Consider the following 20,519-nt stretch of genomic DNA (forward strand, 5'->3'; position numbering starts at 1 on the left):
GAGAAAGAAGTGGAATTTGAAAGAATTATCTTCACAAGTGACTTGTTGAAGATTGATGACCGAAAGCGCTATCGATTCGAAAACCCACAAAATGTTAATATTTTGTGGATGAGAGATTTATTCGGCAGTCTTTTTTCATCTCTCTTTGGTGGGGTGCCTGTTGATAGTCTCAGTGGCGATGAGGATATAAATAATTCCATCAGGACTTCTGTTTTTTCTGAGCTGGGTTTGCCTCTAGAGTCGTTCACTTGGGCTCAGCTATATGAGGGGAATACAGAGTCGAAATTGATATTTGATTCGATTTCTGATTCTTATGAGGGGGCTTTGGTCGTTTCGTACGAAGCTCCGCCTTATCTTCTGAAGTATTTCGAAGAAAAAAATATTACCTACCTGGATTTCTCTATACATCCTATTCGCTTTTTAGATGATTATATGTTTGGAATTCGGACAAATAATTCGGAGTGGCGTGAGAGGATTTCCGAATTTGAAATTGAAGCATCAACTGTTCGAAAGTTTGCACATGTGTCGAAATGTCGGACCGGAAGGATTTTACCCCGTGATAGGTACCTTGATGATAGCGCCGTATTTTTTGGTCAAATTGAAGTTGATGCTAGTTTGATTCATATGGGCAAGGTTGCTGGGGTTAATGAAGTCCGATCCGCTTTGCAGGAATTGACCCAGCGCCATAAGAAGGTCTATTACAAGGCCCACCCTCACTCTAAAAATATTGAATCATTAAAGAAAATGGTTTCATCTTTGCCGGGGTGTGATTGGTTAGAAATGAATGCGTATGATATATTGGGTTGTGAATCTTTCTCAACGATTGCATCGCTTTCTTCTGGAACGCTTAATGAGGCGGCATACTTTAACAAACCTTCTGTAAAGCGTTATTTAGGAAGTGTAAGTCCATTTTCTGATGATGCGGGTGATAACAAGTATCTTCCCGTATACCGATATGCTGTTATCGAAGAGTTTTGGAATTATGTTTTTCTTGGAACCTGTAGAGAGCGTGTTTCTATTGACGCTATGTCTCCAGCTACTCCTATGAAATTCATGATCAATATGAAATGGGGGCGTTGATTGATGATACTTTATGACTGTACGAGAATGTTGTGTCGTCGTAATGCACCGACGCCTACTGGTATCGATAGGGTAGATATTAGATATCTTGATTATCTTTGTAATAATAGAAAATATTCTGTGCTTGGCGTTTACCAGTCTCATGGGAAGCTGATAGCATTGTCTGCATCTGAGCTTTCTATGCTCGTTGGGCAGCTGTATTCCAGATGGATCGATGCAAAAGAAAGCTCGGAAAGTGAATATAAAGAGATAGAGTCTTTGTATGCTGACACGGTTCCTAAGAAGCGAAACATTTCCAATGCTAGTGGTGGGGATGGGCTTGTAGATCCGCAAATTGTTATGAGGGTCAAGAGTAATAAAGATGATATGGGGGTTTTCTATTTGAATACTTCTCATCATGGATTGTTGGAGTCCAGTATTTTCTTTACACTTAAACACTCTTTGAAAGTCACTATCGGATTTTACATTCACGACATAATACCAATTGATTATCCAGAGTACGTTCGTCCCGGTGACGGAGTTGTCCACGAAGATAGAATGAAGAATGTGTCTGCATTTGCTGACTTTGTTCTTGTTAATTCTGACTATACGAAAGAACGTTTTGTTGACTACCTGGAGTCTCAGGGATGTCGAGTGCCATCGGTCGATGTTCTATTGATCGGTGTCGAACCCATTTTTTTCAACAAGCTAAAAGCAGAAACTGACCATCAAGAGTCTAAAGAGCTGGGTGATTATTTCATCACTATTAGCACGATTGAGCCCAGGAAAAATCATCTTCTGTTGTTACAAGTTTGGAGGTCTATCGTCGAATCAGGCATGGATCCGGAAAAAATACCGAAGCTTGTCATCGTGGGTAAAAGGGGCTGGTGTAATGAAAACATCACTGATTTTCTCGATAGATGTGAGGCTATTAAACCTTACGTAATTGAATTGTCGGGCTTGTCTGATGACGATCTCATAGGGTATCTGAAGGGGGCGAGAGCTTTACTTTTCCCGACCTTTGTTGAAGGTTGGGGGATGCCGCTTCTTGAGTCAATAGCTGCTGGTACGCCACCTATTGTTTCGGATATTCCAGTTTTTCACGAGGCGGGACAAGAAAAGGCTGTTTATATAGATCCGTTGAACGGTCGTGCTTGGCTGGATATGGTACTAAGTTTTCAAGACTCTGTAGTATATGAAAATGCTTGTGAAAAAATATCTGATTTTAAGTTTCCAAATTGGAAGCAACATTTTTCGGAGCTGGATGAAGTTTTATCTAGGGATAAATTTGAAAAGGCTGATTCTGGCGATTCGAAATTGGTCAGAGGAGATATCTCTTGGCCTGAGCAGATATTGATGGAAGGGACGCCGGGTAATCGTTCTCAGGTTTTTGAAAGAAGTCGCCTCGACGCGTTTATTTACTTTCTAATACCATCTAAAAACCATCGAAAATATGAGAAATTTAAGCGATCTCCAGTCAAATTCATGAAAGACTCAAAAAATAGTAAGATAAAAAAAATAGGCGAGTTTTTGAGTCGAGGGTGAGGTAAGCTATTCATGGGCATTAGGAGGTGCCCATGAATTTCTAATTAAGCCTCCGGGGTGAAGATGTTTATTTCCTCATCCGTCAAATAATGCAAACACTCGCCACCCATCAACCACAGCAGTTCCCGATCAACAGCCGGGGCTAGCTGTGGTGTGAACATCATCAGGTTTGCCAGCCACACTCGAGCGTCTTCCCAGGCTGTTTCTCTGTGTTCCTTCAGTTGGTCAATAACTGTCTCCAGTTGTTGTATCATGTCGGCGTTTATCACTTCGCTTTCTTCGGCCGCTTTTAAGCGGCTTTTTAGTTTTTCCAGAAGTTCGATGTGATTTGGTGTTTCACTCATAACAGTCTCTAACGGGTGGTCTATGGTTCCGGCGCTGAAAGTTCAGGGCTTGCGAAAAGTGTATGGTAACGGATTTGAGGCCTTGAAGGGCATCGATCTGGAAGTAGAGCAGGGCGATTTTTTCGCTTTGCTGGGTCCGAATGGCGCAGGGAAGTCGACGACGCTGGGTATTTTGTGCGGCCTTGTGCAGAAATCGGACGGTGTTGCTGAGGTGATGGGCTGTGATGTGAACTCTGACTCCTTCGGCGCTCGTCTAAATCTTGGTGTTGTCCCACAGGAATTTAACTTCAACCAGTTCGAAAAGGTTGAAGATATCGTGGTAACCCAGGCTGGCTACTTTGGTATGAGCAAGGCGGATGCGGTTGCTCGTACTGAGTATCTTCTGAAGGCACTTGATCTCTGGGATAAGCGGGACCAAGCCTCGCGTATGCTGTCTGGTGGTATGAAACGCCGCCTTATGATTGCTCGGGCGCTTGTCCACAATCCAAAAGTGTTGATTCTGGATGAGCCGACGGCGGGTGTGGATATTGAACTGCGCCGGTCTATGTGGGAGTTCATGAAGGAGCTGAATGCTGCTGGTACGACCATTATTCTCACTACGCATTATCTGGAAGAAGCGGAGCAGTTGTGCCGTAACATCGCCATCATCAATAAAGGCGAAATTGTACGCTCTACCACCATGCGTGGTTTGTTAGCACAGATGAATTCAGAAACCTTTGTGTTTGATCTTCAGGCCGAGGTGTCTTCTGACTTGATTCTCGAGGGGTTTGAATCCCGTGTGGTTTCTCCGGACTCCCTGGAGGTTGTTATCAAGGATGGCCAGTCTGTAAACGATGTGTTTGCTGCCCTGACGAGTGCCAATTGTCAGGTGCGCAGTATGCGTCCCAAGTCCAATCGTCTCGAAGAGTTGTTTGTTGACCTGGTGAATGGAGGTGCGTCATGACCAATGCTCAGATTCAGTGGGTTGCCTTGCAAACCATCGTGGTGAAAGAAGTGCGTCGGTTTATGCGTATCTGGGCGCAAACACTGGTGCCACCGGCCATCACAATGACCCTGTATTTTGTGATTTTCGGCAACCTCATTGGCCCGCGGATCGGTGAAATGCACGGCGTTGACTATATGTCGTTCATCGTACCTGGCCTGATTATGATGAGCGTGATCACCAATGCTTATGGCAACGTGGCGTCATCTTTTTTCAGTAACAAGTTTCAGAAAAGCGTTGAAGAGCTGATGGTTGCTCCGGTGCACCCGTTAACCATTTTGGCGGGCTTTGTCGCCGGTGGTGTGGCTCGTGGTGTGGCCGTCGGTCTGATTGTTACCTTGCTGTCGTTGTATTTTACCAGTCTGGAAATTCACCATGTGGGCATCGTGATTGGTGTGGTGATCATGTCGGCGGTGCTGTTTTCGCTGGGTGGTTTTATCAATGCGGTGCACGCTCGCAAGTTTGACGATATCTCCATTATTCCAACGTTTATTATTACGCCACTGACGTATCTTGGTGGGGTTTTCTACTCCATTGAACTGCTGCCAGAGCAATGGCAGTGGGTGTCACAACTGAACCCGATTTTGTACATGGTGAACACGTTCCGCTATGGGATTTTGGGTGTCTCTGATGTTGGGGTTGCGGTGTCCTTTTTGATGATGAGTGTGTTTATTTTGGTGTTGGGTGCGTACAGTATTTTGCTGTTACAACGCGGCACAGGTATGAGGCAGTAACATGGCGACGATTGATTCTGTAGCTAACCCCTTGGGAAAAGTGTCTGAATACAAGGATGAGTACGATGCGTCCTTGCTCTTCCCGATCCCTCGCGCTGAAGGGCGTAAGGACATCGCTTATGACGCCGATGCCGTTTACGGTGAAGACATTTGGAACGGTTTCGAAGTGTCCTGGCTGAACGGCAAAGGCAAGCCGGTCGTGCGGATTGGTGAGTTTCGACTGCCTTCGGGATCACCCAATATCATCGAATCCAAATCCTTTAAGTTGTACCTGAACTCATTCAATCAAACGCGATTTGAGGCTGAAGAGCAGGTGCAGGAGGCGATGGAATTCGACTTGTCTAAAGCTGCCGGCGGTGCCGTACGGGTTGTCTTGCATCCGGTCGATCATACGTTTGACGACGCACCGGATGCTTTCTGCATTGATGGTCTGGATATTGAGATTACGGACTACGCACCGAACGCAGATTTGCTGAGTGCAGATCAGAACGATGAGCGCTTTGAAGGCTGGCTGTGCTCTCACCTGCTTAAATCCAACTGCCCGGTCACGGGGCAGCCGGACTGGGGCAGTTTATACATCAAGTTTGCTGGCGAACGGGTGTGTCAAAGCAGTTTGCTGGCTTATGTGATTTCGATGCGACAGCACCAGGGGTTCCATGAGCAGTGTGTTGAGCGTATCTATTCAGACCTGATGCAACGCTTCGCGTTGGATGAACTGATTGTTTGTGCTCGCTATGTGCGCCGCGGTGGGCTCGACATCAACCCAGTTCGCTCTAACAAGCCGATCAAAGGGTTTCCTAATTTCCGACTGGCGCGCCAGTAGTGGGATTGATGGTCTGGTTGACGAAAAAGCCCGGTATTTATACCGGGCTTTTTGTTTGCGGCTTTTTCACGGCGGGCGCGGCGGGTTTCCTTGGCATCGGCTTGGCCGCCTGGGTGGGGCGCTTCAGTTTTGCCGCTGCTTTTTCCAAGGCTTCTGCCACCTTCATGCGCTCAGTTTCCTTGATGCGGTCTGATTCCATGTACAGCGAAAAGCCTTCGGTTTCATGGTTCATAAAGGTCGGGTTTGAGCCCAGATCGCGGCGGTAATCTTTAACCTGAAAGACCGGGATTGGGTCTCTGAACCCTTTGGCATTGATGGTTCCGCGCTCGCGGCAGATGATCTTGTCCTTAATCAGCTCGTAAGTCTCTCTGGATATAAGAATTTCACCGGCATCGGCATTGCTTTCCAATCGGCTGGCCAGGTTCACTTCACGCCCTACAATGGTGTAGTCCATGCGCGACTCGGTGCCGAAATTGCCGACGGTGCAGTAGCCGGTGTTGATGCCCATGCGAATCTGCAGGGGAGTGCTCAGGCCCAGCTCAGCCCATTTTCTTCTCAGCTTGAGCATGTGACGGCGCATCTCAATGGCCATGGCGACTGCTGCCAGAGCGTCGCGCTTGATGCCCTTGGATACTGGGTCGCCGTAGAAAATCATGATGCCATCGCCGATGTATTTATCGATGGTGCCGCCGTATTTCATGGCAATGGCGGTCATTTCCGTCAGATAGCCGTTGAGCAGGTCGGTCAGTGGATCGGCGTCCATTTGATCCGACAGTGAAGAAAATCCAACGATGTCAGAAAAGAACACCACCAGCTTCTTGCGCTGTGTTTGCAGAATGGCTTCTTTTTTACCGCTCAGAATAGAGTCGCGGATTTGTGGTGAAACATAACGAGACACTTGCTCGGACAGCTCCTGATATCGGTCGACTTCATTGCGCAGCTTGTCTTCCATTTTCTGGATTTGGCTGGACTGATAAGACGCATATGATGCCAGAGCAGAGAAGAACAACACGGTGCCGGTAACGCACGAGAAGATAATTTCTATCGGTGTATCCGGGGCGTCCGAAATGCCTGACAGCATTTTCACCAAAACCACGGATAGTAAAAAGATGGAATTAGCGGTAATCCAGCCGCCACGACTGCCAATCAGTATCAGGCTGGTGTTCAGCATGAGGAAGACGGGGGCGGCAAACTCAATGGGAGCGCCAACCATGCCAATCATCACGCCTGCGACAAGTGCGTCAATATGGCTGAGACTGACCATTGCCGTCTTGCGTGTCCAGCTGAGGCGCTTATCAATGATTTCTATAAAATGAGGGAACACCAGGAAGAAAGCCAGGGCGATAACAAAGCTTTCTGGCCAGTGACCCAGGAACAGCGCGGTGGCGATGGTGATCGCTCCGGTGCCGTACGCAAGGCACCGGGCAATGTAGTCCGGCTTGCTGAAAAGTTGGTCGTTTAAAGAAGAAGCGTTAGCGTCAGTTTGAATCATTGCGGTGTTCAATTGTTCGGGAACTGCGAGGCCTAGTGGTATACCCCTAATTAATCACAAGGTAAAGAATGCATCGGGAAGATTGGCCTGTACGGTGGCTGGGGACAAGATTTGAACAGTCAGTAAATTTTTGAATTTATTGAATTTTTCGTTGACAGGGTGATGGTCGATCCGTAAAGTACGCCACCGCTGACAGGGGACATTCCCCGGTTAAGCAAACGGTGAGGTGTCCGAGTGGTCGAAGGAGCACGCCTGGAAAGTGTGTATACCGAAAGGTATCGAGGGTTCGAATCCCTCCCTCACCGCCACGAATTCAAAAGCCTTTTTTGTCAGGCTTAAACATCAAGCGTTTAGGCGATTGTTGTTTGAAGAATCCTGTTTGGATTCATGCATTAGGTGAGGTGTCCGAGTGGTCGAAGGAGCACGCCTGGAAAGTGTGTATACCGAAAGGTATCGAGGGTTCGAATCCCTCCCTCACCGCCATTCATTTAAAAGCCCAGTCAAATGACTGGGCTTTTTCGTTTACAAGGCCTAGTCAGATTGGGAGGGTGAGAAGCCTCTTGGGTTCGCACCGAGCGCAGCGACAAACATCGGAGCTTGCGACGATGACCCGAAGGTGAATAATCCCTCCCTCACCGCCATTTATTCAAAAGCCCAGTCAAATGACTGGGCTTTTTCGTTTACGAGGCCTGGTCAGATTGGGAGGGTGAGAAGCCTCGTGGGTTCGTACCGAGCGCAGCGACAAGCATCGGAGCTTGCGACGATGACCCGAAGGGGAATAGTCCCTCCCTCACCGCCATTTCTTCAAAAGCCCAGTCAAATGACTGGGCTTTTTCGTTTAGGCGTTTCTGGTTTCCTGCTTCGGTTGTTTGGCGTGAAAAGCGGTTTTGCTGAGAATTGTTCTTTTTTGTGATGGGTGTCATGAGTTGACCGTATTGATTCTTCTCCATAAAAAGCAACAAATCCGACAGAATAGTGTCAACCTTTGCAGAGCGAGCCCGTTTTTTTGTTATCCTCTTCGCAACATATTGTCTTGCTGTTACTAAAAGAATCACTTCTTGTCTGGCAATTGGACAATCGAAAGCTATGCTATCCGCTGCGACAGAGGCCGTCTCGGATCGTATATGAAGGGAAGTTAGGGAGCTTTCATGCTGGAAGATACTGCAGAGCGTCTGATGAGTTTTATAAATAATCAGGCGAATGATCAGGAGTACCTGCAGGCGCTGGCGGGTCAGCGCATTCTGTTACTTCAAGGGCCGGTCGGCCCCTTCTTTAAATGCCTTCAGGTGATGTTGGAAGAGGCGGGTGCCGCCGTCACTAAAATTGATTTCAACTCAGGCGATACCCTTTACTCTCGTGGTGTTAAAAGCGTTCGCTTCAGTGGTGGTGTCGCTGATTGGGAAGAGTGGCTCTCGAGCTATCTGGACCAGTGCGACTTTGACGGCATCGTGCTGTTCGGTTCTGAGCGGCCTGCGCACAAGGTTGCACGCTCCCTGGCTGATCAGCGTGGCATTACACTTGTATCCCTGGAAGAAGGCTATGTTCGTCCGGGCTTCATCACCGCAGAATACGGCGGCAACAACGCCAGCTCGCCGATTGCGGGTCAGATTCAGCCCCAGGGGTGGCAAAGTGCTGACATGGTGGAAGGGCGCGACTTCAAAAGTTTCTCTCGCTCTTCAATGTTGTCGGCTACTTATTATTCGGCTCGCACAATGGCGACGTTTGGTCGCTCAAAAGAGCTGTTTCATCGCCGCTTCAAGGTGGGTAAAGAATGCTTTTACTGGTTGCGAAACGCTTATCGTCGTTACACCGGTGAGGCTCGAAACTACCGTTTGATTGAAAAGCTGCTTGAGCATTACGACAAGCGCTTTTATCTGGTGCCACTTCAGGTAGCTGCAGACGCTAATTTGCAGCGTGCTGCCATGGGTTGGAACTCTGTTCGTGTGATTACTGAATCCATTCAGTCTTTTGCGCGCTCTGCACCGCTGGGCACGCGGCTTGTTTTCAAAATCCATCCGCTAGAACGTGGACACTGTGATTACATCCCGGAAATTATGGAGCTGTCCGAGAAGTTGGGTGTTGCGGATCGCGTGGATGTGATCGACATTGGGTCAATGGGACTCCTGGCTCGACACTGTGCCGGCATGATCACTATTAACAGTACCTCAGGCCTGTCAGCTATTTACCACGGCGCACCATTGATGGTGATCGGCAAGGCCTTGTATGCCAATCCGGCCATGGCAACTTGTGCCAATGGCTCTCCGGATTTTGACGCCTTCTGGAATAGTGGCTTTGTTGCCCCTGCGTCGTTGCGTCGCAACTACATTGAATGGGTGAAGCAACAGTGTCTTGTTCCGGGTGATTATTATTCGGAAGAGGGTATTCAGGTAGGCTGTCGCAGCATTGTAAATATGCTGGGTTCAACAACAACGGCGACGGTGGCACCGGCTCCGGTGACAGAAATTACCGCTAATCTTAAAAAAGCCGCCTCTGCCTGATTGGTATTGGCGGTGTGATTTTTTATAATTCCGGCTTTTACACAGCTGGAATTATTGTCATATGACTGTTCGCACTCGCGTAGCTCCATCCCCAACCGGCGATCCTCACGTCGGTACTGCTTATATTGCACTTTTCAACCTTGCCTTTGCTCGCAGTCATGGTGGCCAGTTCCTGCTTCGTATTGAAGACACGGACCAGCAGCGCAGCACGCCAGAATCCGAGCAAGCGATTCTGGATAGTCTGCGTTGGTTGGGTCTGGAGTGGGATGAAGGCCCGGATGTAGGCGGTCCGAATGGCCCATACCGTCAGAGTGAGCGTAAGGACATCTACCTGGATCACGTTCAAAAGCTGATCGACGGTGGTTATGCCTTCAAGTGCTACCGTACATCCGACGAGCTGGATGCGCTGCGTGCTCAGAAAGAGTCCGCTGAGGTTCGTACTGCAATCAAGGCTTCAGATCTTGAGTTGCCGGCAGAGGAAGTTGCTCGTCGTGAAGCGGAAGGCATGCCTTTTGTGATCCGTATGCGGGTGCCAGAAGAGGGCGTTTGCGTAGTAAATGACATGCTGCGTGGTGATATTGAGTTGGATTGGGCTCAGGTTGATGCCCAAATCCTGCTGAAATCTGATGGCATGCCAACTTACCACCTGGCGAACGTGGTGGATGACCACCTGATGGGCATTACTCATGTGATTCGTGGTGAAGAGTGGATCAGCTCCGCGCCCAAGCACAAGCTGTTGTACCAATACTTCGGTTGGGATATGCCGCAGCTGTGTCATATGCCGTTGCTGCGTAACCCGGACAAGACCAAGCTGAGCAAGCGTAAAAACCCGACCTCCATCATGTTTTATGAGCGCATGGGCTTTATGCCAGAGGCCGTTCTGAACTATCTGGGTCGTATGGGTTGGTCAATGCCGGATGAGCGAGAGCAATTCACTCGTGATGAAATGTTCGGCAACTTCGATATTTCCCGTGTTTCCCTTGGTGGTCCGGTATTCGACGTTGAGAAGCTGCGCTGGTTGAACAGTGTGTGGCTGCGTGACTTGTCGCCTCAAGACTTTGCTGCACGCTTCGCAGGTTGGGGTTTGAAAGAGGAGCGGGTGATGCCTTTGATTCCTCATATTATGCCGCGCGTAGAGGTGTTCTCTGATGTGGCACCGCTGGCAGGGCACTTTTTGTCCGGCATGCCAGCATTGAAAGCAGAAGACTTCGCCCACAATGCGTACGACGAAGACAAGTTGATGCAAACCCTTCAGTTTGGCTTGTGGCAGCTCGAAGCTATTCGTCATTGGGAGCGTGATGCCATTCAAAAGCGCATGTTCGCACTGGCGTCTTCTCTGGAGCTGAAGCCGAAAGACTTCCTGTTCCCGTTCTTTATTGCCATCGCCGGTACGCCAAACACCATTTCGGTTCTGGACACCATGGATATGCTGGGGCCGGATATGTCTCGTGCACGGGTTCGGGCGGCAATTGACCTGTTGGGCGGCCTGGGCAAGAAGAAGTTGAAGAAGCTTGAAAAAGAATACTTCAATGTAAACAAGGCGATAGAAGAAGCAATTGCTGAATAAGTCGTCGTGTTGGCCGTTTTTTCACCTAAGTTATTGTTTTAGAAATTTTTTTTAAAAAAGGTGTTGACGGCCTAGGGGGGCGTAAGTAATATGCGCCCCACGCTTTGAGAGGGGCCTTAGCTCAGCTGGGAGAGCGCAACACTGGCAGTGTTGAGGTCAGCGGTTCGATCCCGCTAGGCTCCACCAAATCTCAAAACGTTTGTCCTTGTGTCCCCATCGTCTAGAGGCCTAGGACACCGCCCTTTCACGGCGGTAACAGGGGTTCGAATCCCCTTGGGGATGCCACTTCTTTTGAAGTGATGTTATGCGGGAATAGCTCAGTTGGTAGAGCACAACCTTGCCAAGGTTGGGGTCGCGAGTTCGAATCTCGTTTCCCGCTCCAAACTGCTAAGGCAGAAAGAGTGCTGACTCTTAAAACACAGTTGTCCTTGTGTCCCCATCGTCTAGAGGCCTAGGACACCGCCCTTTCACGGCGGTAACAGGGGTTCGAATCCCCTTGGGGATGCCAACTTCACGATAAGAAGTTGTAAAAGTGTAGGGGCCTTAGCTCAGCTGGGAGAGCGCAACACTGGCAGTGTTGAGGTCAGCGGTTCGATCCCGCTAGGCTCCACCAATTTATCGTTTGTCCTTGTGTCCCCATCGTCTAGAGGCCTAGGACACCGCCCTTTCACGGCGGTAACAGGGGTTCGAATCCCCTTGGGGATGCCACTTCTTTTGAAGTAATGTTGTGCGGGAATAGCTCAGTTGGTAGAGCACAACCTTGCCAAGGTTGGGGTCGCGAGTTCGAATCTCGTTTCCCGCTCCAAGATATTAAAGCGTCATGGCAAAGCCAGGTCGCGAGCTGGAATGCCAGTCCAATCGGTCTCGTATTCCTCTCCAGATCCAAAAAAGCCGGTGCATATTTGTAGCGGCTTTTTTATTTCCGCAGTTTGTTGTTGATAAATAGCATGTGCGGTGAGTGCTGACTCTTAAAACACAGATGTCCTTGTGTCCCCATCGTCTAGAGGCCTAGGACACCGCCCTTTCACGGCGGTAACAGGGGTTCGAATCCCCTTGGGGATGCCACTTCTTTTGAAGTGATGTTATGCGGGAATAGCTCAGTTGGTAGAGCACAACCTTGCCAAGGTTGGGGTCGCGAGTTCGAATCTCGTTTCCCGCTCCAAATTATAAAGTTTGGACAGAGAGTGCTGACTCTTAAAACACAGTTGTCCTTGTGTCCCCATCGTCTAGAGGCCTAGGACACCGCCCTTTCACGGCGGTAACAGGGGTTCGAATCCCCTTGGGGATGCCACTTCTTCTGAAGTGATGTTGTGCGGGAATAGCTCAGTTGGTAGAGCACAACCTTGCCAAGGTTGGGGTCGCGAGTTCGAATCTCGTTTCCCGCTCCAAATCATCTTGCGATGATTTATTAGAGTGCTGACTCTTAAAACACAGTTGTCCTTGTGTCCCCATCGTCTAGAGGCCTAGGACACCGCCCTTTCACGGCGGTAACAGGGGTTCGAATCCCCTTGGGGATGCCAACTTCACGATAAGAAGTTGTAAAAAGTGTAGGGGCCTTAGCTCAGCTGGGAGAGCGCAACACTGGCAGTGTTGAGGTCAGCGGTTCGATCCCGCTAGGCTCCACCAATTTCAAGCTTCTGGTCAGGCGCCAGAGCTTAGTCTTGATAGGCAATGCCTGTTAAGCACACAAAGCGGGAATAGCTCAGTTGGTAGAGCACAACCTTGCCAAGGTTGGGGTCGCGAGTTCGAATCTCGTTTCCCGCTCCAGATTTATCAAAAAAGCCGATGCATAACGCATCGGCTTTTTTGTTTGTCTCGCGCCCGTCGGTCGCGAGCTGGAATGCCAGTCCAATCGATCTCGTTTCCCGCTCCAAATATTAAGTAGGCGACAGGGTCGCGAGCTGGAACGCCAGCCCACGGGGCGCCGTCCGGGTCGATCTCGTTTCCCGATCCAGGTTATTCAATTAAGCCGAAGCAGTAATGTTTCGGCTTTTTTGTTTGTGTTGTCCCATCCCGCCAAGCGGCTGTATTCAGCCTGTCCTTGCTGTTGACCCATTCTGCTTTTCAGCGCGTCAGCTGCTATTTGATCATCCTCCTCTTCTTTTCCGATTTCGCTAAAGCCAGTTCCTTCGTGGCTCATTGAAATTGGCAATTTTTGCTGCTTGGTTGATGGCAAGGCTTAATGTCTGCTGAGGCAGAAGATACAATGCGGTTTCGTTGGCTTCGGCCTGACAGTTTTTTGAATGGATACCGAGTATGTCCTGAACCGATAGGATCTCTCCGAGCATTCGCTCACGCGCAGCCGACGTCAAGTTGGTGGTGTTTGATGTTGATGGTGTATTGACTGATGGCACGCTTACCTACAGTGGCAGTGGCGAACAAGTTAAGCACTTCAATGTAAAAGATGGCGTTGGCGTTAAATTGCTGCAGTGTTTTGATATTGCCACCGCGATCATCTCCGCCAAGCAGTCCGATGCGCTGGCGCGCCGGGCAAGTGATTTGGGCGTTCAGTACTTTTATCCGGGTGCGAAGGATAAGTGGCCTTGTCTGCAGGAAGTCCTGACCGATCTGGATATCACCCCTGAGCAGGTCTGTTACGTTGGTGATGATGTCATTGATCTGAAGGTCATGACTCGTGTGGGATTGGCGATTGCTCCTGACGATGGTTTCTGGATGGTGAAGGATCGCGCCCACTATGTCACCAGCATGGGTGGTGGCAAGGGTGTCGCTCGAGAGGTGGCAGATCTGGTTCTGGGAAGTCGAATGTCGTTGGAAGACGCGTATATCAAGGCAATGTTGCCGGAGTTTGAGGGGCAAAAAAAGTGAAAGCACTGGTTACTGGCGTAGCGGGTTTTATTGGTTCCTATGTCGCTCGCAGTTTGATTGATAAAGGGTATGAGGTTGTCGGGATCGATAACCTGAACGATTACTACGAAGTCAGCCTCAAGCACGCTCGTCTGGAGTGGGTGCGTGAAAAAGACGGCTTCGAATTTGTCGAGATGGACCTGGCAGATAAGGACGCCGTGACTCGCTTGTTTGCTGAGCACACCTTTGATCGCGTGATTAACCTGGCAGCACAGGCGGGGGTTCGTTACTCCATCGAGAACCCGGATGTTTACGTTCAGAGCAATCTGGTGGGTTTTGTGAATATCCTTGAGGCATGTCGCCATCAGAAAACCGCCCATCTGGTGTTCGCCTCCTCCAGCTCGGTTTATGGCTTGAACACCAAATTGCCGTTTGCAACGGACGACAGTGTCGATCACCCGGTGTCCCTCTACGCGGCGACCAAAAAGTCCAATGAGCTGATGGCCCACACGTACGCCCACTTGTACGGTTTACCCGTAACCGGACTGCGCTTCTTCACGGTTTACGGCCCATGGGGTCGTCCGGACATGGCAGCCTGGGGCTTCACCAAAAACATCATGGCCGGCAACACCATCAACGTATACAACTACGGCAAGATGCAGCGTGACTTCACCTACATCGATGACATTGTTGAAGGTGTTGTTCGTATTACCGAGAAAATTCCAACGGGTGTAGAAGGTTGGACGCCAGAGTCTGGCGACAAGAGCCGAAGTAGCGCGCCCTACAAAATCTACAACATTGGCAATCACAACAGCGTCGAGCTGGGTGAGTTTATTTCTACGCTGGAAAGCGCCATTGGTAAAAAAGCCGATATCAATTACATGGAAATGCAGCCGGGTGATGTCGTAGCGACTCACGCCAATGTTGATGATCTGGTTGCTGATGTCGACTTCGCCCCGAATACTCCTTTGTCAGAAGGCTTGAGCCGCTTTGTTGAGTGGTACAAGGCTTATCACAACCAATAAACGGATGTTTATGAACGACTATAAAATTGTTATCCCGGCGCGCTACGGCTCCAGCCGTCTGCCGGGTAAGCCGCTGATTGAGCTGGCCGGAAAGCCAATGGTTCAGCACGTGTACGAGCGTGCCGTCGAAACGGGCGTGAAAGACATTGTTATTGCGACCGATGATGATCGTATTGCGGAAGCCGCTCGTGGCTTTGGTGCTGATGTGGTGATGACATCCGTTGACCATGAAAACGGCACAGAGCGCATTGCTGAAGTGGTCAAGCTCAAGGGCTGGGCTGACGATGTTGTGGTGGTCAATCTGCAAGGTGACGAACCGCTGATCCCCAAGGCGCTGGTCGAACAAACCGCTAATGGCCTGCTGCAGCACCCGGAAGCGGGTATGAGCTCGCTGTGTACGCCGATTCATTCCGATGACGACGCCTTCGATCCGAACGTTGTGAAAGTCGTCACCGATAAAACCGGCTTTGCGATGTACTTCAGTCGTGCGTCTATCCCTTGGGATCGCGATGGCTACAAGGCGCAGCCTGGAGTCAAAACCAGCAAAATGCCGGTGTACCGCCATATTGGCATGTACGGTTATCGGGTTGGTTTCCTGAATCAATATGCTTCCATGGAAGTATCGCCGGTTGAGCAGGTTGAGTCGCTCGAGCAGCTGCGTGCTTTGTGGCATGGCGTGAAGATTCATATGTCGGTGATTGATGAGCCCCCGGGCCATGGTGTTGATACGCCAGACGACGTTACTCGGGTAGAACAGCTGCTGGCGGAACTTGCGGGTCAGTAATCGTTCTTACAGTGGTGGTAGTAATAAGCGGGCATTGCCCGCTTATTTTTTGCCTGATATAAGTTTGTATAGGTTTTGGTTTGTATTTGTAGGAGATGTTATGGCCATTAAGGAGTTTCTGAAGCGTTCTTCCTTCATCGAGCTGCTGGGCTACGCGGGTTTATTGCCATTTGCGCTGGCGTTGGTCATGGCAATTTTGGGGATGCTGGAAGGCGTGCGCCTGTTCGAGGCCTATTCGGCCATGATTCTGGCCTTTATGGCTGGCAGTTGCTGGGGTGTTGCTCAGAGTCACCATGAGCGCGCGGGTTATGTGACGCCAGTAGTGGCGATTACGGTGTTTCTTTGGGCGTTGGCCGCCTGGTGGTTTATTGGTTGGCTGGGTCAGCAAGTGGCGTTGGTCGGATTGCTGACAGGCTACGTGGCGCTGTTTGTATTGGAGCAAAGAGAGCTGTTCCGACACGCTTATTCGGCCTCCTACAAACGCTTGCGCCGAAACCTGACGTTAATCGTTTCAGGATTTCACCTGATGATGTTGCTTGTGCTCGGTAATGGTATATGAGTCTTTGTGCGCCAGTTGGGGGCGGAAAGACACTCGCAGTCTTTAGGGGGCATCTATTTAATCCTGCACGGCTCTGCGCGAGTGTTGACGTTGTTCAGTGCAAGGCGACGGATGCAGCGAAATGACGAGTCCTTTTCAAATTCGTCAACACAGCACTGGTCGGCGGCAACCCGCGCCCTACGGGGGCTGCCGGATGATCTCGACTCTGTGTCGCCGACTTTTGACTTGACCTGTCAGGCCTGCAAGTCGGCTTCGTGATTCGAAACCACCCGGTAGCCCAGAGTGAGCACCGGATTAAATAGATGTCCCCTTTAGTCGAAGCCAAAGTCACAAGTACACGCGTTTGAGCGCTTGGCTTCGTTGCCCTTCTTCAAACAACAAATTCAGCTGGCGCTGGAGCTTGCCAACGGTGTTAATGTCGTATGGACAGCCATCATAGGGCGTATTCAGCCCGGGCTTGATAGCGGGGCTGGCAAACCAGCCGTATTGACCAAACAACCAGTACGACTGCTTCAGTTGTGGGTTGATCCGAACCTCGAAACGCGAATCCAGCCGCGCAGCCAGCTTCAGCAGCGGTAGGTCGTGGATGTCTTTATCGTGTTTTAACAGCAAACAAATTTTACGGGATTTGAATCGTTTGGCGGCCGTTAGCAAGGCGTCCATCAAGCGCGGTTGATGCCAGCGCAGCTGCTCTGGTGTGTCGAGGGCAATGGTCAGCGACGACATTGGCTGGCTTAACATGGAAATCAGAAAACCTTCGGCCTGAGTGCCTTCATGCAAAGGCCAGCTATTGCTGTCTTTACCGAGCATCAAATGGTGCTTATGGCTTTCATCTATGTTGCCAGAGAGCGGCAGTTCGATCATCACGTGGGGGATGCCGGCGTCGTCAAACAACTCACCACTGGCATGAAAGCCCAGCCGCCAGTAAAAGGGCAGGGCGTAGCACTGGGCAGTCGCTTGGAGTGCTGCGATGTTTTTGGACTGTGCCAGCTGGATAACCGCTTTCACCAGTTTGGCGCCAATGCCGTACTGGCGATAATCACGCAGTACCGCCAGGCGTCCGAACTTGCCATTGGGCATCAGGCGAATGCAGCCAACGGTGCCGTCGATACCGGTTTCTACGTTCCTGACGGTGGCGACAATGTAGTCAGCGCCAATTTCTTCGGCAGCGATCCATTCATCGGCGGGATCAATGCCTTGCTCTTCGATATATACCAATTGGCGAACGTGACGAATCTCTGATTCGTGTTGATGCCATTGGGTTTGCTGCAAGGAAATGTTCATTTCAATCCCGCCGGTTGCCTTATTCCTGTTCGTAAATCAGCTGCGCCAGCCACAGTGACCTGAGCAGGTTATAGCCTTTCTCAGAGCAGGATACCGTTGCGATGGTCGCCGCCGGGTATTGGTTGCTGGCTGAAAGCAGGGCGGCCAGGTCGGCGTCTTCGGCATCCAGCTCGTAGCTTTTGCCTTGGGCGTAGAAGCGAAGGCCGGCGTCCAGTTGCTGGAACGCAAAGCGCGCTTGTTCGGCGCGGCGCAAATCTGGCATGGAGCCATGCTGGGCACGCCACAGGTCCCATTCTTCTTCGTCCAGTGCGTCGGCCTGATGTTCCGGGTATTTGGCTTCTGTCATCAGGTTGCCAAGAATGTCGCCCAGTAATTCGGGCTTCAGCATGGCGTCTTCAATCAGCTGTTTCAGGCGTGCCTTGGCGGTGTCGGTGATTTCACCAACAGGGCCTTCGGACGGCTGATAGTCCGGGTCGGCGTAGCGCTGATCTTCGTTGCTGGTTTCCAGTACACGATCGAGAGCGGATTGCGCCAGCTCCGCCTGCGAAGGCGCGCGGAAACCGATGGAGTAGGTTTGGCATTCGCCTTGGGAGATACCGTAGTGCGCCAGTTGCGGTGGCAGGTATAACATGTCGCCTGGGTTCAATACCCAACGGTCGGTTTCTTCGAAGCTTTCCAGAATACGGATTTTAGGGCCTTTCAGAATCGACGACTGTTCGTTGCACATTTGGCCAATGCGCCACTCACGCTGACCTTCGGCTTGCAGCAGGAAGACGTCGTACTGATCGTAGTGAGGGCCAACGCTGCCGCCATCGACCGCGTAGGAGACCATCAGATCGTCAATACGCCAGGTTGGCAGGAAGCGGAAGTGTTCCAGCAGGTCGGCGGCTTCCGGAATCCAGTGATCAACGCCTTGAACCAGCAGGGTCCACTTGTCTTCTGGCAGCTGACCATAGGTTTCTTCGCTGAACGGTCCCTTCATGATGTCCCATGGGCCGTCCTGGCCTTCTTCAATCACGATGCGGGACTCGATTTCGTCTTCCAGAGACAGGCCAGCCAGTTCGTCGGCGGCCAGCAATGGTTCGAAATCAGGCCAGGCGTTGCGAATCAGAACCGGCTTTTTTTGCCAGTAATCGCGCAAAAACTCTTCAATGCTCAAGTCGCCAAGAATATGCATGGGTCAGACTCATTCCAGTGATGGTGGCTTCCCGGTAGCCGTTATAGGGCGCTACCAGGAGCCAAAAATTATGAAAATACAATTCAGTGTTTGTGATGGCGAAGCAGGCTTTGGCTGCTCGCGCCAGTTTGACTGCAATGCTGTGCACGCTAACACGCTGGGCCATGTGTGCAATCTGCCAGGATCAAAAAAGCCCGGCTTAACCGGGCTTTTTTGCAGGGCCAGGTTACTGGCTCAATATCAAACCGCTTTGGCTTGAGCTTCTGCGTTACCGATGTAAGCGGCTGGCGTCATGGCGTTCAGCTCGGCTTTCACGGCCTCTGGCAGTTCCAGGCTGGCAATGAATTCGCCCATGGCATCCTGAGTGATGGCTTTGCCGCGGGTGAAGGCTTTCAGCTTTTCGTACGGCTGTTCAATGCCGTAACGACGCATAACGGTCTGGATTGGCTCAGCCAGAACTTCCCAGGCGTTGTCCAGATCTTCAGCCAGACGGGCTGCGTTCACTTCCAGCTTGCTGATGCCTTTCAGAGTGGCGGCGTAAGCGATCATGCTGTAACCACAACCAACACCCATGTTTCGCAGCACGGTGGAGTCAGTCAGGTCGCGCTGCCAGCGGGAGATAGGCAGCTTGGTGGCCATGTGGCCGAAAACAGCGTTGGCCAGACCCAGGTTGCCTTCGGAGTTTTCGAAGTCGATCGGGTTAACCTTATGCGGCATGGTGGAAGAACCCACTTCGCCAGCAATGGTGCGCTGCTTGAAGTAACCGTTGGAGATGTAAGCCCAGATGTCGCGGTCGAAGTCGATCACGATGGTGTTGAAGCGGGCGATGGCATCGAACAGCTCGGCGATATAGTCGTGTGGCTCGATCTGGGTAGTGTATGGGTTCCACTTGATGCCCAGAGAGGTTACGAACTGTTCTGCGTTGGCCTGCCAGTCAACGTCGGCGTAGGCGGACAGGTGAGCGTTGTAGTTACCAACCGCACCGTTAATCTTGCCCAGCAGCTCAACCGCTTTGATCTGGGCGATTTGACGCTCCAGGCGCGCAACCACGTTGGCCATTTCCTTACCCAGGGTGGTAGGAGATGCAGTCTGACCGTGGGTACGGGACAACATTGGCAGGGCAGCGTGCTCGTGGGCCAGCTTGCGGATCTCGTCAGCGATGGTCTGCATGTCGTTCAGCAGCACTTCGCGGCCGTCGCGCAGCATGATGGCGTGAGACAGGTTGTTGATGTCTTCGGAAGTACAGGCGAAGTGAACGAATTCGTTAACGGCGTTCAGTTCGGCGTTGTCGGCGAATTGTTCCTTGATGAAGTACTCAACCGCTTTTACGTCGTGGTTGGTGGTCGCTTCGATGTCCTTGATGCGCTGGGCGTGTTCTTCGCTGAAGTTATCAACGATGCTGTTCAGTAGGGCGTTGGCTTCGGCAGAGAACGCTGGAACTTCGGCGATAGCTTCGTGCTCTGCCAGACGCTGCAACCAGCGAATTTCCACTTCAACGCGAGCGCGGATCAGGCCGAACTCGGAAAATACCGGGCGCAGGGCCTTGGTTTTGCTGCCGTAGCGGCCATCAATAGGAGAAATTGCAGAGAGTGCAGACAGTTCCATAGACGTTTCCTGATGGATTCAAAAGATCAGTGAACGGGCGACGCTTGTGGTGGCTGTGCCGACGGTGTTCTGACCGCGGCTTTACAGACGCACAAGGATGAGCCCCGAAAAAGGCGCGCAAGTGTACCGGAATCTGAGTTTTTTCTCATCCGTTTCGTGAAAGGTCAGCGAACTTTTTGCAACCCTGACCCTTTTCGGGTGGTCGATGATGGTATTATGCCGCCGCGCTTGAAGCG

The 20,519-nt window shown here is 50.9% G+C and carries 17 protein-coding genes, 16 tRNA genes and 2 other RNA genes; 29 read left to right on the forward strand and 6 right to left on the reverse strand.

Translation table 11 applies throughout. The features are described 5' to 3' along the window. Positions 1-9: 9 nt before the first annotated feature. Together ACXADJ_RS05470 and ACXADJ_RS05475 are read left to right on the forward strand one after the other, a co-directional pair. Positions 10-1,080 (forward strand): hypothetical protein, encoded by a 1,071-nt coding sequence (locus tag ACXADJ_RS05470; RefSeq protein WP_475063905.1) that lies wholly within the window; start codon positions 10-12, stop codon positions 1,078-1,080. Positions 1,081-1,107: 27 nt separating this feature from the next. Continuing rightward, the gene (locus ACXADJ_RS05475; protein ID WP_475063906.1) at positions 1,108-2,604 is read left to right on the forward strand and encodes a glycosyltransferase family 4 protein; all 1,497 of its coding nucleotides are present in this window, start codon (positions 1,108-1,110) and stop codon (positions 2,602-2,604) included. 44 nt (positions 2,605-2,648) lie between these two features. Here ACXADJ_RS05475 and ACXADJ_RS05480 read toward each other — a convergent pair whose 3' ends face one another. Next, positions 2,649-2,948, reverse strand: a complete 300-nt coding sequence (locus ACXADJ_RS05480; protein WP_475063907.1) for a PA2817 family protein — start codon at positions 2,946-2,948, stop codon at positions 2,649-2,651. A 22-nt stretch (positions 2,949-2,970) separates the two neighbouring features. On the opposite strand from ACXADJ_RS05480, the gene ACXADJ_RS05485 reads away from it, so the two are divergent. The 3 genes from ACXADJ_RS05485 to queF are packed head-to-tail and all read left to right on the forward strand — an operon-like array spanning position 2,971 to position 5,487. Beyond that, positions 2,971-3,891 carry an ABC transporter ATP-binding protein gene (locus ACXADJ_RS05485; protein WP_475063908.1) on the forward strand — a complete coding sequence of 307 codons (921 nt, stop codon included), beginning with the start codon at positions 2,971-2,973 and terminating at the stop codon, positions 3,889-3,891. Next, entirely contained in the window at positions 3,888-4,664 is a 777-nt protein-coding gene (locus tag ACXADJ_RS05490; protein ID WP_028293887.1) for an ABC transporter permease, read from the forward strand. The genes ACXADJ_RS05485 and ACXADJ_RS05490 overlap by 4 nt, the downstream gene beginning before the upstream one ends. A gap of 1 nt (position 4,665) precedes the next feature. Next, positions 4,666-5,487, forward strand: coding sequence for an NADPH-dependent 7-cyano-7-deazaguanine reductase QueF (gene queF / locus ACXADJ_RS05495; protein ID WP_475063910.1), 822 nt, complete (start codon positions 4,666-4,668; stop codon positions 5,485-5,487). Positions 5,488-5,524: 37 nt separating this feature from the next. Here queF and ACXADJ_RS05500 read toward each other — a convergent pair whose 3' ends face one another. Beyond that, positions 5,525-6,979 (reverse strand): adenylate/guanylate cyclase domain-containing protein, encoded by a 1,455-nt coding sequence (locus tag ACXADJ_RS05500; RefSeq protein ID WP_475063912.1) that lies wholly within the window; start codon positions 6,977-6,979, stop codon positions 5,525-5,527. Between the two features lie 220 nt (positions 6,980-7,199). Between ACXADJ_RS05500 and ACXADJ_RS05505 the strand changes: the two genes are divergently transcribed. The 20 genes from ACXADJ_RS05505 to ACXADJ_RS05600 all read left to right on the forward strand — a co-directional run bounded on the left by ACXADJ_RS05505 (position 7,200) and on the right by ACXADJ_RS05600 (position 12,811). Continuing rightward, positions 7,200-7,287 (forward strand) — tRNA-Ser (locus ACXADJ_RS05505). Positions 7,288-7,374: 87 nt separating this feature from the next. Continuing rightward, a tRNA-Ser gene (locus ACXADJ_RS05510) sits at positions 7,375-7,462 on the forward strand. Positions 7,463-7,507: 45 nt separating this feature from the next. Beyond that, a non-coding RNA gene (locus ACXADJ_RS05515) (RtT sRNA) lies at positions 7,508-7,620 on the forward strand. Between the two features lie 45 nt (positions 7,621-7,665). Continuing rightward, positions 7,666-7,778, forward strand: a non-coding RNA gene (locus ACXADJ_RS05520) — RtT sRNA. A 349-nt stretch (positions 7,779-8,127) separates the two neighbouring features. Next, positions 8,128-9,477 carry a capsular polysaccharide export protein, LipB/KpsS family gene (locus ACXADJ_RS05525; protein ID WP_475063914.1) on the forward strand — a complete coding sequence of 450 codons (1,350 nt, stop codon included), beginning with the start codon at positions 8,128-8,130 and terminating at the stop codon, positions 9,475-9,477. Between the two features lie 61 nt (positions 9,478-9,538). Further along, positions 9,539-11,044: a glutamate--tRNA ligase gene (gene gltX, locus ACXADJ_RS05530; RefSeq protein WP_475063917.1), complete on the forward strand. Its 1,506-nt coding sequence runs from the start codon at positions 9,539-9,541 to the stop codon at positions 11,042-11,044. A 110-nt stretch (positions 11,045-11,154) separates the two neighbouring features. Beyond that, positions 11,155-11,230, forward strand: a tRNA-Ala gene (locus tag ACXADJ_RS05535). A gap of 23 nt (positions 11,231-11,253) precedes the next feature. After that, a tRNA-Glu gene (locus ACXADJ_RS05540) sits at positions 11,254-11,329 on the forward strand. Between the two features lie 21 nt (positions 11,330-11,350). Next, positions 11,351-11,426 (forward strand) — tRNA-Gly (locus tag ACXADJ_RS05545). A gap of 50 nt (positions 11,427-11,476) precedes the next feature. Continuing rightward, positions 11,477-11,552 (forward strand) — tRNA-Glu (locus ACXADJ_RS05550). Positions 11,553-11,581: 29 nt separating this feature from the next. Continuing rightward, positions 11,582-11,657, forward strand: a tRNA-Ala gene (locus ACXADJ_RS05555). A gap of 19 nt (positions 11,658-11,676) precedes the next feature. Further along, a tRNA-Glu gene (locus tag ACXADJ_RS05560) sits at positions 11,677-11,752 on the forward strand. Between the two features lie 21 nt (positions 11,753-11,773). Then, a tRNA-Gly gene (locus tag ACXADJ_RS05565) sits at positions 11,774-11,849 on the forward strand. Between the two features lie 184 nt (positions 11,850-12,033). Continuing rightward, positions 12,034-12,109, forward strand: a tRNA-Glu gene (locus ACXADJ_RS05570). A gap of 21 nt (positions 12,110-12,130) precedes the next feature. Next, a tRNA-Gly gene (locus tag ACXADJ_RS05575) sits at positions 12,131-12,206 on the forward strand. A gap of 53 nt (positions 12,207-12,259) precedes the next feature. Beyond that, a tRNA-Glu gene (locus ACXADJ_RS05580) sits at positions 12,260-12,335 on the forward strand. A 21-nt stretch (positions 12,336-12,356) separates the two neighbouring features. Further along, positions 12,357-12,432 (forward strand) — tRNA-Gly (locus ACXADJ_RS05585). A gap of 56 nt (positions 12,433-12,488) precedes the next feature. Continuing rightward, positions 12,489-12,564: transfer RNA gene (locus ACXADJ_RS05590), tRNA-Glu, on the forward strand. 30 nt (positions 12,565-12,594) lie between these two features. Further along, positions 12,595-12,670, forward strand: a tRNA-Ala gene (locus ACXADJ_RS05595). A gap of 65 nt (positions 12,671-12,735) precedes the next feature. Beyond that, positions 12,736-12,811 (forward strand) — tRNA-Gly (locus tag ACXADJ_RS05600). Positions 12,812-13,004: 193 nt separating this feature from the next. Here ACXADJ_RS05600 and ACXADJ_RS05605 read toward each other — a convergent pair. Next, positions 13,005-13,220, reverse strand: a complete 216-nt coding sequence (locus ACXADJ_RS05605) for a hypothetical protein (RefSeq protein WP_475063920.1) — start codon at positions 13,218-13,220, stop codon at positions 13,005-13,007. Positions 13,221-13,360: 140 nt separating this feature from the next. On the opposite strand from ACXADJ_RS05605, the gene ACXADJ_RS05610 reads away from it, so the two are divergent. The 4 genes from ACXADJ_RS05610 to ACXADJ_RS05625 all read left to right on the forward strand — a co-directional run bounded on the left by ACXADJ_RS05610 (position 13,361) and on the right by ACXADJ_RS05625 (position 16,217). After that, complete coding sequence (locus ACXADJ_RS05610; RefSeq protein WP_475068140.1) at positions 13,361-13,870, forward strand: KdsC family phosphatase; 510 nt, start codon at positions 13,361-13,363, stop codon at positions 13,868-13,870. Next, positions 13,867-14,874 carry an NAD-dependent epimerase gene (locus ACXADJ_RS05615; protein ID WP_028293453.1) on the forward strand — a complete coding sequence of 336 codons (1,008 nt, stop codon included), beginning with the start codon at positions 13,867-13,869 and terminating at the stop codon, positions 14,872-14,874. The genes ACXADJ_RS05610 and ACXADJ_RS05615 overlap by 4 nt, the downstream gene beginning before the upstream one ends. 10 nt (positions 14,875-14,884) lie before the next feature. Beyond that, entirely contained in the window at positions 14,885-15,658 is a 774-nt protein-coding gene (gene kdsB, locus ACXADJ_RS05620; protein ID WP_475063925.1) for a 3-deoxy-manno-octulosonate cytidylyltransferase, read from the forward strand. A 100-nt stretch (positions 15,659-15,758) separates the two neighbouring features. Next, on the forward strand, positions 15,759-16,217 hold the full coding sequence (locus ACXADJ_RS05625) for a DUF3429 domain-containing protein (RefSeq protein WP_475063928.1): 459 nt from the start codon (positions 15,759-15,761) through the stop codon (positions 16,215-16,217). 327 nt (positions 16,218-16,544) lie between these two features. Here ACXADJ_RS05625 and ACXADJ_RS05630 read toward each other — a convergent pair whose 3' ends face one another. The 3 genes from ACXADJ_RS05630 to purB all read right to left on the reverse strand — a co-directional run bounded on the left by ACXADJ_RS05630 (position 16,545) and on the right by purB (position 20,283). Next, positions 16,545-17,501: a GNAT family N-acetyltransferase gene (locus tag ACXADJ_RS05630; RefSeq protein ID WP_475063931.1), complete on the reverse strand. Its 957-nt coding sequence runs from the start codon at positions 17,499-17,501 to the stop codon at positions 16,545-16,547. 19 nt (positions 17,502-17,520) lie between these two features. Next, positions 17,521-18,678 carry a cupin domain-containing protein gene (locus ACXADJ_RS05635; protein ID WP_475063933.1) on the reverse strand — a complete coding sequence of 386 codons (1,158 nt, stop codon included), beginning with the start codon at positions 18,676-18,678 and terminating at the stop codon, positions 17,521-17,523. Positions 18,679-18,918: 240 nt separating this feature from the next. Next, positions 18,919-20,283 (reverse strand): adenylosuccinate lyase, encoded by a 1,365-nt coding sequence (purB, locus tag ACXADJ_RS05640; protein WP_475063935.1) that lies wholly within the window; start codon positions 20,281-20,283, stop codon positions 18,919-18,921. Between the last annotated feature and the right edge of the window lie 236 nt (positions 20,284-20,519).

It is taken from the genome of Oceanobacter sp. ABM4_470 (assembly GCF_056158645.1).

Bases quoted from the DNA above. Each gene is read 5' to 3' on its own strand.
- gltX (WP_475063917.1), top strand. From the start codon at position 9,539: ATGACTGTTCGCACTCGCGTAGCTCCATCCCCAACCGGCGATCCTCAC.
- ACXADJ_RS05475 (WP_475063906.1), top strand. From the start codon at position 1,108: ATGTTGTGTCGTCGTAATGCACCGACGCCTACTGGTATCGATAGGGTA.
- ACXADJ_RS05525 (WP_475063914.1), top strand. From the start codon at position 8,128: ATGCTGGAAGATACTGCAGAGCGTCTGATGAGTTTTATAAATAATCAG.
- ACXADJ_RS05485 (WP_475063908.1), top strand. From the start codon at position 2,971: ATGGTTCCGGCGCTGAAAGTTCAGGGCTTGCGAAAAGTGTATGGTAAC.
- ACXADJ_RS05500 (WP_475063912.1), bottom strand. From the start codon at position 6,979: ATGATTCAAACTGACGCTAACGCTTCTTCTTTAAACGACCAACTTTTC.
- queF (WP_475063910.1), top strand. From the start codon at position 4,666: ATGGCGACGATTGATTCTGTAGCTAACCCCTTGGGAAAAGTGTCTGAA.
- purB (WP_475063935.1), bottom strand. From the start codon at position 20,283: ATGGAACTGTCTGCACTCTCTGCAATTTCTCCTATTGATGGCCGCTAC.
- ACXADJ_RS05635 (WP_475063933.1), bottom strand. From the start codon at position 18,678: ATGCATATTCTTGGCGACTTGAGCATTGAAGAGTTTTTGCGCGATTAC.
- ACXADJ_RS05490 (WP_028293887.1), top strand. From the start codon at position 3,888: ATGACCAATGCTCAGATTCAGTGGGTTGCCTTGCAAACCATCGTGGTG.
- ACXADJ_RS05630 (WP_475063931.1), bottom strand. From the start codon at position 17,501: ATGAACATTTCCTTGCAGCAAACCCAATGGCATCAACACGAATCAGAG.
- kdsB (WP_475063925.1), top strand. From the start codon at position 14,885: ATGAACGACTATAAAATTGTTATCCCGGCGCGCTACGGCTCCAGCCGT.
- ACXADJ_RS05480 (WP_475063907.1), bottom strand. From the start codon at position 2,948: ATGAGTGAAACACCAAATCACATCGAACTTCTGGAAAAACTAAAAAGC.
- ACXADJ_RS05625 (WP_475063928.1), top strand. From the start codon at position 15,759: ATGGCCATTAAGGAGTTTCTGAAGCGTTCTTCCTTCATCGAGCTGCTG.